Source organism: Paenibacillus sp. FSL R7-0128 (assembly GCF_038002245.1).
Lineage (GTDB): Bacteria > Bacillota > Bacilli > Paenibacillales > Paenibacillaceae > Paenibacillus_AQ > Paenibacillus_AQ silagei.
Genome location: NZ_JBBOCD010000001.1, coordinates 1,685,558 through 1,702,973, shown reverse-complemented (window position 1 = coordinate 1,702,973; position 17,416 = coordinate 1,685,558). Strand labels below are relative to the sequence as shown.

General features: G+C 39.6%; 15 protein-coding genes and 1 pseudogene. 2 read left to right on the top strand and 14 right to left on the bottom strand.

The window, feature by feature from the left end:
* Nucleotides 1–21: 21 nt before the first annotated feature.
* On the bottom strand, nt 22–1,719 hold the full coding sequence (locus tag NST26_RS07005; RefSeq protein WP_340955240.1) for a hypothetical protein: 1,698 nt from the start codon (nt 1,717–1,719) through the stop codon (nt 22–24).
* 336 nt (nt 1,720–2,055) lie between these two features.
* Between NST26_RS07005 and NST26_RS07000 the strand changes: the two genes are divergently transcribed.
* Entirely contained in the window at nt 2,056–2,883 is an 828-nt protein-coding gene (locus NST26_RS07000; RefSeq protein ID WP_340955241.1) for an AraC family transcriptional regulator, read from the top strand.
* A gap of 242 nt (nt 2,884–3,125) precedes the next feature.
* Here the strand turns inward: NST26_RS07000 and NST26_RS06995 are convergent, their stop codons facing one another.
* Nucleotides 3,126–6,209 (bottom strand): glycoside hydrolase family 2 TIM barrel-domain containing protein, encoded by a 3,084-nt coding sequence (locus tag NST26_RS06995; protein ID WP_340955242.1) that lies wholly within the window; start codon nt 6,207–6,209, stop codon nt 3,126–3,128.
* A gap of 139 nt (nt 6,210–6,348) precedes the next feature.
* Between NST26_RS06995 and NST26_RS06990 the strand changes: the two genes are divergently transcribed.
* The gene (locus tag NST26_RS06990) at nt 6,349–7,197 is read left to right on the top strand and encodes a helix-turn-helix domain-containing protein (RefSeq protein ID WP_340955244.1); all 849 of its coding nucleotides are present in this window, start codon (nt 6,349–6,351) and stop codon (nt 7,195–7,197) included.
* Nucleotides 7,198–7,238: 41 nt separating this feature from the next.
* On the opposite strand, the gene NST26_RS06985 is transcribed toward NST26_RS06990, so the two are convergent.
* The 12 genes and pseudogenes from NST26_RS06985 to NST26_RS06930 all read right to left on the bottom strand — a co-directional run bounded on the left by NST26_RS06985 (nt 7,239) and on the right by NST26_RS06930 (nt 17,077).
* Nucleotides 7,239–7,475 carry a hypothetical protein gene (locus tag NST26_RS06985; RefSeq protein WP_445323314.1) on the bottom strand — a complete coding sequence of 79 codons (237 nt, stop codon included), beginning with the start codon at nt 7,473–7,475 and terminating at the stop codon, nt 7,239–7,241.
* Nucleotides 7,468–7,647, bottom strand: a complete 180-nt coding sequence (locus NST26_RS06980) for a hypothetical protein (protein ID WP_036727852.1) — start codon at nt 7,645–7,647, stop codon at nt 7,468–7,470. Before NST26_RS06980 ends, NST26_RS06985 begins: the two co-directional genes overlap by 8 nt.
* 176 nt (nt 7,648–7,823) lie before the next feature.
* A pseudogene (sigK, locus tag NST26_RS06975) lies at nt 7,824–8,336 on the bottom strand (RNA polymerase sporulation sigma factor SigK); the annotation flags it as partial.
* Between the two features lie 117 nt (nt 8,337–8,453).
* A complete protein-coding gene (locus NST26_RS06970; RefSeq protein WP_340955246.1) occupies nt 8,454–9,185 on the bottom strand; it encodes a hypothetical protein in 732 nt (243 codons plus the stop codon).
* A 48-nt stretch (nt 9,186–9,233) separates the two neighbouring features.
* Nucleotides 9,234–9,419 carry a hypothetical protein gene (locus tag NST26_RS06965; protein ID WP_155991595.1) on the bottom strand — a complete coding sequence of 62 codons (186 nt, stop codon included), beginning with the start codon at nt 9,417–9,419 and terminating at the stop codon, nt 9,234–9,236.
* Between the two features lie 289 nt (nt 9,420–9,708).
* Entirely contained in the window at nt 9,709–11,214 is a 1,506-nt protein-coding gene (locus tag NST26_RS06960; RefSeq protein WP_340980811.1) for an AAA family ATPase, read from the bottom strand.
* Nucleotides 11,211–11,927 carry an AAA family ATPase gene (locus tag NST26_RS06955; protein ID WP_340955249.1) on the bottom strand — a complete coding sequence of 239 codons (717 nt, stop codon included), beginning with the start codon at nt 11,925–11,927 and terminating at the stop codon, nt 11,211–11,213. The genes NST26_RS06960 and NST26_RS06955 overlap by 4 nt, the downstream gene beginning before the upstream one ends.
* A gap of 319 nt (nt 11,928–12,246) precedes the next feature.
* A complete protein-coding gene (gene sigK, locus NST26_RS06950) occupies nt 12,247–12,777 on the bottom strand; it encodes an RNA polymerase sporulation sigma factor SigK (protein WP_340955250.1) in 531 nt (176 codons plus the stop codon).
* Nucleotides 12,774–13,823: a hypothetical protein gene (locus NST26_RS06945; RefSeq protein ID WP_340955252.1), complete on the bottom strand. Its 1,050-nt coding sequence runs from the start codon at nt 13,821–13,823 to the stop codon at nt 12,774–12,776. The genes sigK (NST26_RS06950) and NST26_RS06945 overlap by 4 nt, the downstream gene beginning before the upstream one ends.
* Nucleotides 13,820–14,923, bottom strand: coding sequence for a glycosyltransferase family 2 protein (locus NST26_RS06940; protein ID WP_036727845.1), 1,104 nt, complete (start codon nt 14,921–14,923; stop codon nt 13,820–13,822). Before NST26_RS06940 ends, NST26_RS06945 begins: the two co-directional genes overlap by 4 nt.
* Complete coding sequence (locus NST26_RS06935; RefSeq protein WP_340978938.1) at nt 14,910–16,016, bottom strand: glycosyltransferase family 2 protein; 1,107 nt, start codon at nt 16,014–16,016, stop codon at nt 14,910–14,912. The genes NST26_RS06940 and NST26_RS06935 overlap by 14 nt, the downstream gene beginning before the upstream one ends.
* Nucleotides 16,013–17,077: a hypothetical protein gene (locus tag NST26_RS06930; protein ID WP_155991594.1), complete on the bottom strand. Its 1,065-nt coding sequence runs from the start codon at nt 17,075–17,077 to the stop codon at nt 16,013–16,015. Before NST26_RS06930 ends, NST26_RS06935 begins: the two co-directional genes overlap by 4 nt.
* Nucleotides 17,078–17,416: the final 339 nt, after the last annotated feature.

Here is a 17,416-nt window from a genome sequence, read left to right as displayed (position 1 = left end):
GCGGATGATGCCCATGCCGCTTTATTGCAGCGATTCGAGATTCTTCACCACTGCATCATCGCGCTGGTAGCTGCTCGTATCAAACGGGCTCACGATCGCTTCTTCGGTGATGCTCAGGAAGTCTGCCAGACCCAGCTTCTTCACACCCTCCACATATGCATCCCAGTCCTTGTCGATCGATTTATTGCCGACGATGAACTCGGCGGTCCATTGGTTGACGTATGAAGTAATGTTCGTCTTCAGCTGGGAATATTGCTGCGACTTGGCGGGATCGATCCAGATTGAGGCTGGCACAACTTGCGCCGGCTGCTTGCCTTTGTAATCCTTCTCCGTATAGTAGTGCAGCAGCGCTTCCGAGCCGGAGCCATCCGGCGTGAACGGGGATTTGGCGACGATGCTGTTGCGCCATTCCTCCGACTGGTAGATCGGCCCCAGCTGATTCCAGCCCCGGGTGAACGGTGTCGGCGGCTGAAAATCAATATCGAACAGCGCCGGTGTCCCGACCAGTCCGGTTTCACCTTCCTTAGCTCTAGTCCAGTATTCGCCTTCCGGCCCCATGTTCGCCATGGTCGCGCCTTCCGGCGTCCAGATGAAATTCAGCAGCTTCATGATGGCAATTTTCTCTTCTTCTGATGCTTTATTCGTAATGGTGAAGACGGCTCCACTGACACCATTGCCGCTGAATGCCGCGTATTGGGCGCCCCCCGGACCTTTGAGCGGCGGGATGGTGACCCAGTCAATGATTTCACTCATGTTCTCGGCTCCGACGACGCAGTTGATGCAGCCCCAAGGCACTACGCCAACTTCATGATTGACCGCTTGCTTGCTGAGTACGTCATTGGTCTGGGTAAATGCCGCACTGCTGATCAGACCTTTGCTGTACAAGCGGTTGATATAGGAGAGCCCGTCTTTCCATTCATCCTTGATTGCGGCAAATTCAAGCTTTCCGTTATTCATCTCCAGGCGGTTCCCGCCGTCGTTATACACGAAGGCATTCATCAGGAACGTCGTCGGATCGGAGTTCCAGCCGTCCGTGGACCCTGTAAGCGGCAGGATGCCGTTCGACTTAAAAACCTCCAGCATATGCTCAAATTCATCCGTAGTCGTCGGAATACTAAGACCGTACTTTTCCAGGAGCGGCTCATATACCCACAGCTTGCTGGAGTAGTAGCAGTGCAGGCAGTAGTTATAGAACGGCAGGCCGTAAATGTTGCCGTCCGGAGCGTATACCCCTTGCTTGAGCGCCGGCGTGTTCTCGATTTCCTTCCAGACATTAGGCGCATACTCTTTCAGGAGATCGTTTAAGGGCACAAATACGCCTTGCTTGCCGTATTTCAGCAGGTCCTCATTGGTGAACTGCCCCGCCCAGAAGATCGAAGGATAATCTCCGCTGGCCAGCAGCAGCGGCTGCTTGGTCGTAACATCCGTATTAGGTACAGTTGACCACTTGATATCTATATTAAATTTCTCTTCGGCATACGTTGTGAACCAGTTGGTATCCATATTCCCGTTGGTGCTCGATGTGCCGGCGAACAGATTGACAGTGACAGGCTTGCCTTGTCCGGATGAGTCCGTCGGATCCGTTGCGTTTGTACCCGATACACCAGCCGGAGTGGTAACGCTTTCTTTTTTACCGTTATTACTTTGCGAACATCCGGCTAACAGTATAATGACCATGATCGTTAACATTAAAATTACGGTTTTGCGTTTCCCGTTCATCCTTGAAGCCCCCTCTATTTTATTCATGCTGTACAACGATACTGTGAATCACCCCCTTAAACTGAATAATCCATTCTTAAAATTATATAAGATTATCACTGCTGCTTCAGACAAACAATAACTGTAGCGGAATGAAAATGAATACCCTTTCAAAACTGTTGATAACGGATAAACAGACCTCTATCCATTGTTCCAATCCAATAATCAGAAGGTTAGGTGCTGCATTTCGTTCAAACTTTGTCTTGATTATAAGGGATGGCAGTTCAGAGTAAAATCAGGTAAAATTAAAGTATCATATAAAAAAATGAAAGTTGTTGATGGTCCATGGAGCGTTATATGAAGCATTACATGAAGCAATTTCTCGTCACCACTTTGGATCGGACACTGCCGATTTATATAGAACTGACGGGCTATAATGAATGGCAAGAGGAATTTGACCGGCCAGAGGGCTATCACTGCTATCACTGGCTGCATACGGTAAGCGGGGAAGGCCAATTCGAATGTTCGGGAACCACGGTTACGCTTGGACCGAACCAGGGAATCCTGCTTCCTCCGCATGTCCCGCATCGTTATGTCACCTTATCACACCCGTGGTCCACCTGGTACGTTACCTTCAATGGTAATTTAGCTCCGACCATTATCTCCTCATTGGGATTGGCTACATCTACGGTCATTAGCTGGGAGCCCGGCTCCAGGCTGTCCAAGATTCATTACAGAACGCGCCATCTGGAGCAACGGCCATCCGAATTCAGCGGAATGGACAGCTCGGCTTTCGTCTATCGCTTCCTGATCGATCTAAAGCGCTTTGGACAAGTGGATAACCAGCGCTCCTATTCCCAGCATTCGAAACGTCTGCTACCCATGATTCAGTTTTTGGAGAATAATTTTCATGATCCCGGCATCGGTCTAGCCAATCTTTCCGAGTTCACCGGCCTCAGTTCGCAGCGGCTAAATTATTTATTCCGCATAACCACCGGGATGAGCCCTTATCAATATTTGATTCATTTACGCATTCAAAAGGCCAAGGAGCACCTGATCCTGGACAAACACCTGACCATCAAAGCCATTGCCACACTTGTCGGTTTTTTGGACGCGAGCCATTTCATCTCCACCTTCCGCAAATTCGAGGCCGTTACACCCCAGCGCTTCCGGGAGCTTAATTGAAGATGCTGTAAATATCAATAAACCGGAACCTCTTCTGGGTTTATTACTCGTTATTTAAATGTGACATTGTTTATAGACCAACAAAAAAGACCCGCCTATGGCAGGTCTGCTTTGTCTCTCACCGCTTCGCCTTATAATACCCCAATACGGTAATATATCCGGTCTACGGATTTCCCAGCTTGCTTGAACCGGACCTCTTTCACAATCCTTCCCTTACTCAGCCAGTCAAAAATTAGTTTTTCTTAAGAAATGATTTCTATAGTTACCGTATAAACATAGATACCTTTCTTAATTTGATAGGGATCGTGAATATTTTTGGTCCAGCCGGTATCTCCGCCAAGACCTGCATGTTTGTGATCAATATGAAGATAAACAGAATCTGAATCTCCCAGCTCGTCTTCATAGGCGGCGTTGTCATATTGCTCAATACTGTGTCCATGAATATCGAAATGGAAATGTCCCGCTGCCGAGACTTTTACTGCTTGTTCTTCGGATGACAAATATAAATACCGGACATCCTCCTTACCACCGCATTCTACCGGTAAGATATAGGGTACGTGCTGCTGTTCTACAGTACTCTCATATACTCCAACGAATGCGGCAGATTTACGATCCGCGTAGTTCTCCCATGGCCCGCGGCCATACCATTTCATCTTCTTCCAGGCATCAGAGAACTTAAAGCTTAGTCCAATTCTCGGGAGGGTGTCGACCTTGGCATTGTTCACAACTGTATTGGTGATTTCTATACCTTTGCCGCCGACGGTATAATTGGTTTTGGTTTCAATGCATCCATGATATATACAATGAACTTGAATGATAACAGCAGCCGGTGCTGCAAATACCCGAATATTCTTGATTTCTTTCTCATTGGAATGGAGCCCGAGAGCTTGCCATTCATCTGCATAATTGGACGTTTCGAGATGAATACCTGCATCAATTCCTGTTGGAGGGCGATAGAAGTTATTGGTTCCTCCCGTGAAATAATTCTTGTGATTATATTTTACAGCAATGAACTCTGCCGTTTCTTTCGAGAAAAGAACCGTTGTATTTTCATTATATATACGAATTTCATTTGTCGTTTCATCATACTTCAAGCTATCCTTTTCAATATCTCCGGTATGCACTTTATTCACAGAATCCTTAATCTCTATCTGGCAGGCATAAATACAGGCTCCCTTCTTCGAATAAAAGGTGTCCTCGTCTAAATAAGCATAGAAATTAAGAAAAGCTTCCCCGGAGACTTTAGACGAATCGTATGGCGCTTGCAGCTTATCAACGGATCCGGGTGCTGTGTGATATCTAGGCAAACTACCGCTTTCTATCACATTGCCATCGCAAACCAGTTCCCAAGCCATATTCAAATGGCTTAAATCCCGATGCGTGTAATGATTATAAATTCGATAGCCATCATTCCCAGGCATGTAATCCATTTGGATAGGAGCTTGTACATTTTTGATTTCATTCGCAGCCGGCTTGAGAGTGAGATCTGGGAAAACTATACCATTCAGGCACATATCAGGTGCAGGATCAGTAACCTCTTCCTGGAATGCCCCGCCATAGACATACTTTTTATTTCCGTCTTTATCCTGCTTAACCAGCGCTTTATCCTGAAAATCCCAAATAAATCCTCCTTGAAACCGCGGGAATTTATGAATGAGATCCCAAAATTCCTTAAAGTTTCCGTTACTGTTACTTTTCGCATACGCATATTCACACATAATAAAAGGACGCAAATCCTCGCTTTCAGCCATGACATCCAGAATCCAATCTTTCTGAGGATACATAGGCGCCATAATATCGGAGATGTTTGCCGGAGGATTCAGAGACTCATACTGAACGTACCTTGTTTTGTCATACTCCTTAATCCAGCCGTACATCGCAGCATGATTCGCTCCATAACCGGATTCATTACCCAGAGACCAGAGAATAATGGATGGATGATTTTTATCTCTCAGAACCATCCGTGTAGCCCGTTCCATATACGCATTTGTCCATTCGGGGGATGCGCTTAACTGGCCGCCAAGACCGTGTGTTTCAATATTGGCTTCATCCACCAAGTAAATGCCCAGTTCATCACACAAGTCATACCATTCGATTGCGTGCGGATAGTGACTTGTTCTTACCGCATTGATATTCAGCGATTTCATGACCTTGATTTGCTCGCGCATATATTCTGTTGTTACGACTCGTCCGGTTTCAGGACAAAAGGCGTGAAGATTGGTTCCCCGTATAATGAGACGCTTCCCATTAATTCTCAGGACCCCTTTTCGATCGATATTCACTTCACGGAAGCCGACATTCGCGCTCTCAATATCAACTACATTTCCAGACAAATCAATCATTTCTAACACCAATTTATAGAGATAAGGGCTCTCGTCGCTCCACAAGTGAGGATTTGAAATGGTTTTCGTAACCTTTGCTACATATTTTTCTCGCAGGTAGGAATCACAATCCGCAAACTTTGGCGTTTCAAACTCAGTAACCAATTTCTGTTCGCTATCATACAGGGACAACCGCACATGAGCCTCACCATAACCATTCACTTGATTATTAGGTGCAACCGTCACTTTTAATTCGGCATTGTTGTAATTCCCTGAAAAGAGGGTTTCGATCTTATAATCATGAATGCGCATACGTGGTTTTGCATAAATGAGAACATCCCGGTAGATCCCCGAGAGATGCCAGTAATCCTGATCCTCCAGATAAGTCCCGGCTCCAAACCGCATCACCTGAACAGCTATAAGGTTTTGTCCCTTTTGAATGTAATCCGTGATATCAAAAGAAGCGTTAAGCTTACTATCCTGAGAATAACCAACCAGTTTGCCGTTTAACCACAGATAAAAACACGATTCTACACCTCCAAAATCGATAAATATATCCCTTTCGTTAAAATGTTCGTCAACTTCAAACGTTCTAACGTAACAACCGGTAAGGTTACTCTCTGGAACATGAGGCGGATTCAAAATGTATTCATTATTCCTGAGTTGAATTTCGTGACTTGAACCCTCCCCTTTTTGAACAAAAGGATACAACATATTGGTGTATACAGGTTTTCCATACCCCGAAAGCTCCCAATTGGAAGGAACCGGAATATGATCCCAATGGGAAACATCATATTCAGGACTATAGAATTCATCCGTTACTTCATCGGGAGATCCGAACATTTTAAACTTCCACATTCCATTCAGGCTTTTTACGTATTTAGACTTTCTCCGGTCTCCGCTTAAAGCCTGTTCAACGGTTTCGTATACTCCGTAGGGCTCATGCATGGGATAACGGTTTTTTTGAGTAACATATTGATTTTCCCAATCTCTGCTTAGCTTCATCGGCTTAAATAACACTCCCATCCATTGTTCTAATTGGTTGATCTTTCAATGTAGATACCCCTATAATATAAGGAAAATTCCTAATATTAAATGTTGAGTATGGTATTTCATTTATCCATTTTGGTAGGAGTGTGAATACATGAATTTTGCAGACATTAATGAAAATGATGTAATCTACCGATGTATCGGCAAAGACTTTAATCAGGGTATTTTATCTTGCGGCTTTATGCGGAAAAGATCAGCAGAGCGTTCTCAATATGATTTTAAGATAGGATATTACAGCTGTTTTGTGGTATTGCAAGGCAGTGGAACATTTATTTCTGCGGACGGTACCGTTACTCCTATGCAAGCAGGCGATCTTGTTCAACGTCTACCTGAACGTTTGCACTCTACTGCAATTGAATCAGATGGGAATTGGATCGAGTTTTATATCAGTGTCGGGTATCCTGTCTATTCATACTTAAAGACACTTGGAATTATTAATTCCGATAAGGAAGTCCAATCGGCACAGCATACGAATGATTTTTTCTTTGATTTTGTTTCCTTGCTGAAAGCCTTGAAAAGTGCAACAGATGAAAGTCTTCCCTCCCTGCTAATGAAGTCTCAGGATTTGATTATCAGATTGCACAGTAGCATTCATAATGCTCATAGCAATGAAATTGAAAGTAAAATAACAAAAGCCTGCGAGCTGATTAGTGTCTCCAATGATATTCACTTTGATATTCAGGAGGTGGCATCTGCCGTGAATATGGGCTACGAGAACTTCCGGAAATTTTTTAAAGAGACTACCGGGATTTCCCCTAAGCGGTACCACACTGAACATTTAATGAGACAGGCAAAAATGATGCTGCTATCCGGACTTCCCATCAAACACGTAGCCGTTAGCCTTGGTTACGGGGATATATATTCATTCACCAAACAATTTACGAAGTCAGAAGGGGTATCTCCAGGACGATATATCCGTAAAACAAAACCTGTTCAAAATTAAGTTTGAAAAACAAAAAGCAACTCATCCGCAGACAAGTTGCTTTATAAATGCTCTATTGTTATCGGATTACGGATGCATTCCCTGGCTATTCTTATGGCTTCCTTTCCAGCGGATACTTTACTCTTTTCAGGATGCCCATTATTAATTTTACGGGCCAGTGCATCGGGGTCAATATTTACACTTACCCCAAGCCTGTCAACAATCAAGTTGCGGATTGTGCTCTTGCCACTTCCATTATTACCGGCAAACACAAACATCGTTACCTTTGTCTCATTCATGGATGAAATCCTGTTCATTCATTTTCTCAATTTCACCCGTACTATATTCTCTAACAATTTGCCCCTCATTTGTCTTATATACTATATATGTTCCATTTGCTTTAGCATCCAACTTCGCCCGGTCACCTGTTAACCGAATCAATTTAGCAAGGTCCTTCGTAAGATTCATCATTCCACAAACACCTCATTTCGCACTTATAGTTCGAGTATACCACAGTACAGCGCATTTTATATCCGCTTCAATCCTTACAGATAACACAGTGATTTTTGAATATCTTATTAAAAAACACAAACAACCTGCAGGACCGAGATATCTAATGTCTCATTCCTACAGGCAATTTTCTTACCTCACCGCTTCACCTTATAAAACTCATGATACAGCTTCATCAGCGCCCTCTTCTCTATCCGCGACACATAGCTCCGCGAGATCCCCAGCTCCTTCGCAATCTCCCGCTGCGTCCTCTCTTCTCCACCTGTATCAAGCCCAAACCGCCCGACCACAACTTCCTTCTCCCGGTCATCCAGGATATCCAGATTACGATAGATCTTGCTCTTCTCAATCTTCAGATCTACTTCCTTAATTACATCATCCGCTTCCGAGCCTAGGATATCGATCAGGGTGATCTCGTTGCCTTCCTTATCCGTTCCGATCGGATCGTGGAGGGATACGTCTTTGCGGTTTTTTTTCAGCGAGCGTAAGTGCATCAGGATCTCATTCTCGATACAACGGGCAGCAAAAGTAGCCAGCTTCGTGCCCTTGTTCGGGCGCTAGCTCTCGATGGCCTTGATTAGGCCGATGGTGCCGATGGAGATCAGGTCCTCCATGTCTTCGCCGGTGTTGTCGAATTTCTTGAGGTTATGGACACGATGCGATGTCATTTCATTAATCAATTTTAACTTAATGAAAACATGCATTTCTGAACAAAATCTAACTATAGCACTTTTTAATAATTCCCATAAAAATTCAAGTTTTCTACTTTAGACCTCGTTGTTGTAGCGTGATTTATACTTAGCAAAGCGTTCATGGTTCATAAATCCTTCTCGATACTTTTGGTTTATTTTAACTGCTTGGACAAATCTCATATGGATTTGTTGGTTTCTTTTTGCGAAAGAACATTTTTCAAGTGCTAAATACCACAAGTCAAAAATAACGATAGTAAGATACCCGATCTCCCAAAGGAAAGCTTTTTGCATCACTACATCACGACTATCGATAAAACCAAAATGATCCTCTTTACTAAGCGAATTAAACATATTCCCATGTGCATAAAAATTATTTATCATATCTTTAATTTGCTTTAGCTTTTGAGAATGACTTGGAAATTCTTTTTCCACATATTTAAAAGAATTAACTAGGGCCGCCTTTATTGGCTTTGCCCCATCTTCATCCTGACCAAGGAATTTCTCAATGTTTGGTTCGACAAGAGAATAAGCCGCCAAACATGCTTTTTCAATAGCTTGACGTTTCATTAATTTTGATTGTGTCTCATGTCCTCTTAGAGCAGATAGTAAACAAAGATACAAATCATTTTTAACCTGGTTACTTAGAAGAAAAAAACTTCCTGCCTTCTTATCTTCAAATATAACAATATCCGATAAAAGAACAAGTAGCTCATTAATATTAGAAATAAGATCTTGACTCTTTTTTAATGAATCTTGCAATACCATTTCCTCTTTATGAATATAATCACCGATATCATTTTTTCTCATCAGGGCCTCCCTTCCATTCCCTCCGGAGCCTCTACCCGGGCATCTATATTATAATTTTCCTAGTAAGACACGTTGACGATAATCTCTAAGCATTTGATTCAGGACTTTTCCCGTTTTCAACCGAACCACGACCTGCTCTTCTTGACGTTTGGTATTAGCCTCAATCCATGGCCATTCACCATCAAGAGCAGTTAAGCCTTCTAGGAAGTCATCTTTGTAACGGTGTATATTCAAGAAATGCATTCTCCATTGTATCTTCAAACAACAAGATGACCTCGAAGAACCTTCCTCGAGCAAAGCTTGCTTCAGGTTCTTCTTCATCATACAAAAACTCATTAAGCTTATAAGCGGGACTATTCTTAATAAAATATTTCAAGGCATAATCTGCATGAACTCTATATTCTCCAAAATAAAGGAATTCCCGTTCTGGTGTAGGGGTTACATACCGTCCACTGTCTAAATAAACTATCTGTTTACCATATAGTTATATTCTTTCTTAATAAGAAGGATAAGAAGGACTCAATCATGATACCTGTGCTTGAGGAATCTTATTTTCTTCCTCAATGCCCATCATCATATTGTAATGTGCATGATGATTTGTAACCTTGAATATTTTCTCGAAAATATTCAGGTACCTAGCATTTGTATCTAATGGATGCTCAATATACAAATCATCACTTGCAAAATGAGACCCATCATTCGCCCAGGACAAAAGCGATTTACATACTACCTTTTCTTCTTCATCGAATTTATTCAGTATATCATCTTCACTAAAATTTCCAAATACTTTGAAATAGTTTTCTATAATTCTACGAATCAAGTTTTGAACCGTAGTTGAAGAACTAATCTGTGTTGCTGATCTAAGTTCTTGCCACATTAACTCGTACGAAGTTTTAATTGGATTTGTATCGTAAGATTGAGCCGCTGTAACATCATTATTAACTTTTCGAATAATCCAAAAAGTTTCATCATGTAATTTAACGCCCTTTGAACGCTTTTTATTAAACGTTACTTCCTTGTGAAAGTAGACATTATGGGTTAAAACAAATAATTGAACAACATTGTTTTTATTGTTCCTGCTATCCTCTATAAGTTTCAAAATGAGATTGCTAACGATAAATAATACGTTGCTATCCAAGCTAGAAATTGGGTCATCTATCACAACGACTTTATTCTCTGAAATAAGATCTCTGTTATTACTTCCATTCAATAAATGCATAAAATATAAAAAGGTTACGAATGTTTTTTCTCCTTCACTTAACGTCTGATTTACATCTTCTCCAGTGGATCGTACCAATCGATAATTACCCTGGTTTTGTGTATGCGCAAATTTAAAATTTGTAAAATTATATGCTTTTAACAGACGGTTCATCTCATTAACGGATGGAATTACACTAGTGATTTGAGCCTCCAACCCCTCAACTTCTGAAATTAATCTGTTTTTCTCAGATGTTTTTGACGTAATCCTATCCTTTATCCCCGTTATCGCATTCTTAATGTTAAATTCTTTTCGTACATATTTTTCGTGATTATGCAGATTCTCATTTGCTATGAATCTCAATATCTGATTCTTTAGTAGTTGTTCTTCCAGAGTCCGATTACCAATCAACCTATTATGTCCATGAATCTCCTGATTTACTCTCTCAATTTCCAGATTGATATTTTTTACAAATTCATCAACAGGAACTAGTGTCATTCCTTTACTCGGTTCTTTTTGTTTTTGTTCAATCAATTCGAGATTGATTTCATTCTTCGATCTGATTAGTTCAAACTGTTGATAAATTTTCTCTTTATCGATATATGGCAATTCCTTTTCCAATAGGTCCTGGATTGAAGTTTTAAGAATACTATAAGATTCCATGTACTGATCAACACACTTTTTTAATTCCTTCATCTCATTTTCATAAGTTTCATTAAAATACTCTTCTAATTGATGTAGAAAACCAACCGGCAATGACTGTTGACAAAAAGGGCATTTACCTTCTGAATTATGTACATGATCATATCCTCTTTTTACCCAATCGCTTATTGCCAGTTTAGAAATGAGAGCGGCGATATCAACCTCTTGTTACCAACAATTTGATTTTGGTATATCTGACTTGAACAAGCAGCGTCTAGTTCGTCATTTTTTATTGATTGTATAGCTTGAATTATCACTAAACTTCCATTGAATAATTTATTTGAACGAGCGCGTAAATTTTCAACATCACATAACATACCTTCAAGTGAATGCGACTGTTTACATTTATTCATAAAGTTAATTTTATTATTTCGAACACCTGAAAAAGCTTGCAAAAACTCGTTATCATATTTTCTTTTCATTTCCCAACAATCATCTATAAACTCATTTTCATTCGAGGTATATTCTTCTTCTTTATTGGATAAGTTAGTGCGCATTTTCCGAATCTCTTCATCTAATTTATCAACCAGCCTCTTTTTTTCAGTAATTTCGTTTTTTATTTCAGTTGACTCCTTACCTAATGTGAATATACCTTTTATGTTCGATTCCTGATGGAAATTTTCCTCAACGAATTTCTGGTTATATACCAATGTTTTTAATGGTTGAGATACCCAATTAATATTACAATCTGAAAAGTTATCAATATTCTTCATAACATTTGATAATGATGTTTTCCCACTTCCATTAGAACCGTAAAAAAAATTAATTTTATTTAATCCGCTAAAGACAACACCTATATCGTTATAAGTGGCTATCTTCTTAATGGAAATCTCTTGAATCATTACTTTTCACCCCTTAACCGTTAATTGAGCGTGATACGCCATCAGATCATTATCTGTTCACGAATAGCAATATTCCTGGATTTTACAGCTGCACGTTGCGCTTTCGCAGTTTCTTTAATCAATTTAATAACTGTAATTCCAAAACTCCTAGCCACCTCACCCCCTCTAAATTACCTTGTATTGAATCACATATATCCAAATTATAACATCAGATTTCAAATGTTTTACATGGAAATCCGACTTTTCACATAATTCTTTTGAACTACTTATCCATATTTCGACAACAAAAAGAGCCTGTCAAAAGACAGACCCTATACTCTTACCGCTTCACCTTATAAAACTCATGATACAGCTTCATGAGTGCCCTCTTCTCTATCCGCGACACATAACTCCGCGAGATCCCCAGGTCCTTCGCGATCTCCCACTGCGTCCGCTCCTCGCCTCCAGTGTCCAGGCCGAAGCGGCCGACGACAACCTCTTTCTCCCTCTCGTCCAAGATATCGAGGTTACGGTAGATCTTGCTCTTCTCTATCTTCAAATCCACTTCCTTAATCACATCGTCCGCTTCCGAGCCGAGGATATCAATCAGCGTGATTTCATTACCTTCTTTATCTGTCCCGATCGGATCGTGCAGGGATACGTCCTTGCGAGTCTTTTTCAGCGACCGAAGATGCATCAGGATCTCATTCTCTATACAGCGAGCTGCAAAAGTAGCCAGCTTCGTGCCCTTGTTCGGGCGGTAGCTCTCGATAGCCTTGATCAGACCAATGGTGCCGATGGAGATCAGGTCCTCCATGTCTTCGCCGGTGTTGTCGAATTTCTTGAGGTTGTGGACACGATATGATATCAAAGTCCACTAGCGGCATATTTTGTTAGTATCTCACCAAAAAAACTGTTTTTAGGGATTAACTCTTTAAGAAACTCTATATCCCAAAAATATTTCAATATTGTTGCCCCATACGGAATAAGTTGCTCATATTCCAGTTCCATAAACTCAATTTGATACAACTCTTCCATTTTATAATTCTCGATATCTTGAGAAAAGTACTTTTGCTCAAATTCAAATAATTCAACTATATTAAAATCTGTGCATAAAGGGCTATTTTTAAATAGTCCCTTTTCATGGATTCTCTTAAAAAAGATTAATATGATGTATCTGGTAATTTTGGAATACCAGTAATGATGAATAGTACAATCAGTGTTGCAGATCTTATACTGTTTACCATAAACAAATGACAGAGCAAATTGCTCTAAAATGCGGTAATGAAACTTCTCATAAATCGTATCTATCATTTCCAGGACCTCATCCAGTGAAGAAAGATGGGATTTATTAAGTCCAACTACACCTGAATTCCACATTTCCATAGTAAGAGGTACTTTAATTTCTTTAGCACTTGTGGTCATAAAACTGTTATCTTTAATAAAATTCAACAGACTGAGTTCAGAGTTCTGCTCTTTGGGGTCGATGACCACTTCCTGATGAATCCGCATTCTTTGCTCAAGCGTATTTTCCTGAGCATACATATGAAATTGATTTTGGCTAATTCCGCAGAATAACTCCTCCAGATTATCTTTTATAAAGATGGTATCTGTATCTACTAATAATAGATTGCCCGGATATTTGCCCATACAATCTTGGAGTAATTTAATTTTCGCTCTATAAACATAACCTCCTTTCATCCAAGATTCTCTCAGTGTTTCTGTCAACTCCTGATAGATAATTCTGTCGTTCTTTCCAAACACACGTGTGAAAAAATCGCTTTGATCCGTATAAATTATAATGCTAATGTCTTTATGGTCTTCAAAGCCAGCGGAATAATAAAGTGACAGAATTGAATAGACTGCTTCCAGAGCAAATTCACGTTTTCCGTAAGCCAAATAGGCAATATAGTTCATTTCTCGCCTCCGTCCAGAACAGTACTATAAGTAAGTTTTTTGGACATTGGGAAATATTTAATAACACTCCTGGTCTCGCCCAGCAGCTGAATATATATATCCAGGTCTGTAGATTCAATGTAATCGTACACAACCAGTTCCAGGCCTTCTTCATTAAGACATTTTATAATAACCTGCTTGATTTCTAGTAATTCTTCAGTTTGCTTGAGATTAAGTTCAATTCTTCTGAGAATAGCATGAGCAGGAGTAAGCAACTCCAGCATTTGATCATTCATAAAATAGTCAGTTAAATTTTCAGGCAACTGATTCAGCGCATCCGGGTATTTCTTAAAAAAGAGGCTGATATTGTTTGTGAATTCAATTACTTTCACGTTCTCAGGTGTATCTCTCATCTCGTTGTGAGGCTGATGCAAGACTTCGATTTTATGATTTATAATAAACTTAACGCCCGCTTTAAAAAGTCTGTACATTAGTTCTGACTCATCAAAGCCCCAGCCTTTTATTTCTTCACTAAAGAGCCCTACCTTATTAATATAGGCCTTGGGAATGGAAACAATATTTGTATGCGCCATAAGCCAGGGGTGCCTCATAGCATTGGAGTTGTAAGAAAGCACATTATATTTTCTGTAGCGGTCATCCAGAGATTCATTATTACTGCCGTCAAATCTGTGCTTCATGAATATACTTTGATCATGCACCGCTTCATACTCCACATTCCGCTCCAGCATAATCCGTGCTCCAGCAACTACAATATTACTGTCCATCGAATAACATCTATCAAATTCACTCAATAGATTTTTATTGGCTAAAACGTCTCCGTCCATACAAATAATAATCTCACCGCCGGCTTCCTTGATTCCCAAATTTCTCGCCCTATTTCGGCAGGATAACTGGCTTCTTTCCGTAAAGATATACTTCATTTCATAATTTCTGTTAATCCCCTGTACATATTCTTGCGTTCCGTCCATAGATCCGTCATCTGAAACAATAACCTCAAACTCATCCCTTCCGAATCCTTCCATATAGTTTAACGCTTCTAATGTATTTCTCAAGGTTTCTCTCATTTGATATGTAACGATGACAATGCTATATTTTCTCATACACAGCCTCTCTTTTCTCAAAGATAAATTTCATTGTCATTGGATAGTATCTTATAGAGCTTTTTCTTTTCCCCAGCAACTGGATCCAAATATCTAAATCTGTATCCTCAATGAAGTCATAGATCTCTAATTCGTGTCCCTCCCAATCAGAGATCTTTTCAATTGTTTCTTTGAGCATTTCCAGATCCTGTTTTTCACTGAACTCGAACTTCAATTTTAATGGATTATTTTTGCGGGCCTCCAACATATTATACCTCGTGGCTATACTGCTAAAGAATGCATACACTTCCTCATCCGACAGCGGCAACACACCGCGATGCTTGCGCAGGAATACATCAATATTTTTATACAGTCCCTCTATTTTATCTTCTTCAACGAAATTCCCATGATTTCCATGCAGTTGATGCAAAACCTCCAGCTTACTATTTATTATTACTTTCACACCTGCTTTATACAGTCTGTAGGATAATTCAATATCTTCAATCCCCCAGAATATTAACTCTTCGTCAAATCCGCCAGCCAGTTCTATTTTGCTTTTAGGTACGGCCAGATTGCACGTTAAACCATAGATATAAGGGAATTTCATCGCAGAGCTGTTATAAGAAAGTTCATCAAAGATGGGAAGGCGAAAGTCAAACATTTCCGGCTTATCTGCTGTTAAAGAAAATTTATTAAAAACACTTTTATTACATATGTCCTGGTATGTAACATTATCTCTAAGCATTAGCCGTGTACCCACTACCATCGCTTCCGCTTCCATCCGATAGACACGATCCAGTTCGGCCAGGTAATCAGGTTTTACAATAATATCTGCATCAATAAATATAATATATTCTCCTCTGGCTACCTTCAAGCCGTGGTTCCTGGCTCTAGATCTGCTGGATAATTCATCTCTATCAAGATATAAATAATCCAAATCATAATTTTGATTTATATTTTCAATAAAGGGATATAACGGATAGTTCGAGCCATCATCTATCACTATAACCTCATATTCGTCTCTCACGTAACCTTCTTGATAATTAAGCGCTTTCAGACAATTAAGAAGAAGATCCTTATTCTGGTAAGCAGGTATAATAAAGCTAAATCTCATTGAACAACCTCCTTCCCGTTCCTGAATGCATTTGTCTGTCTGATCTTCTCCAGAAGCTCCGACAAAATCATTTGTTCTTTATGAGCAATATCGTCTAGTGAATTCACAATAGTATCGATGCATGATTTATTCCCTGTTAACATATATTTAATCATAAGCCCATGGAAAATAACGAACCTCTTTTCTATTTCGACATAATGTTCATATAAAGGTTCTATACCCATGAGATATCCTTTGTCGTGCATGTGCTTTATCCTTTTCAACATACATCTTTTATGCTCAACTAAAATACTAGTAATTCTTGTATCATATTTTATTTTACGATTTATCAAATGCATATAATATTTTTTCAAATAAGGATACACCTCCATTCCAAAAGCTTTGTTCTCATTTGACCATGGATTACTTGATGCCCGATGTTTTTCGGAGGTATTTATGCCAAATAAATAATCATGGAGCAGTTCTTCTACCAGCTTCAAATCAAAATTGTACTGCCCATGATTATTGAATTTGAAAAGATAGACCCAATCGTGCCAATAAGGAATATTTTTATTAATAGAATAGCCTTGCAAAAAACCCTGTTTAAATGTATCGAAACTAATCTCGAAGTGATCAAAGAGCGCATTTTTGTCATACGCTATGACCATAAAGATACTTTTTTCCTCATCATAACCATAAATCATCAGATCATGTAAAAAATGATGTTTTCGATGATCCATTCTAAATGGAACATAAAAATCATCTAAATGACCATAAAAATAGTAGCCAAGATCGATATGGCCGATAATAAACTTGATGATGTCCTGCTGTGTTTTAGCCAATGTACATCCTGACAAATGCTGATTTTTAAGCCAAGGGGAGGTGAAAGCCTGATTTTTCCCGTAAAACTCTAGAAATAAATACCCATCCTCCAATATATTTTTACTACAGAATAACTGAATATAGTTACTATAGAACCAATCCAGATAATCTTCTGTATTAGCCAAGATAGATAGCGGACAGGCATCGTATAGATAGCATTTTACTAATGGCTTACTAATGGGCAAAACATTTCGACTCATCGCTATCCTCTCCAAATATTCAAATTCATAGAACTTTCCAATAATTATCCCCACACTATGTTTCTCTAGTTTGTTTTCAATTTTATACCAATACATGCCAAGTAAAGTATGATAAATGATATAATTCTTATAAAATGAAATAATATTAGATGATCTATACTCGTTGGATCAGGATTTTCTCACCGAGATTCAAGCTAAAGAAAAAGAAGGACAGTATAATGAGAGACAAAATTCGAATTATTAATTATGTTTAGATAAACAGAACTTTCAGGTGGCGAATTCAAGAAGCAAAATTGAAGTTTGCGACCAACTATCTAAAGATAAACATTTTGTTTGAGT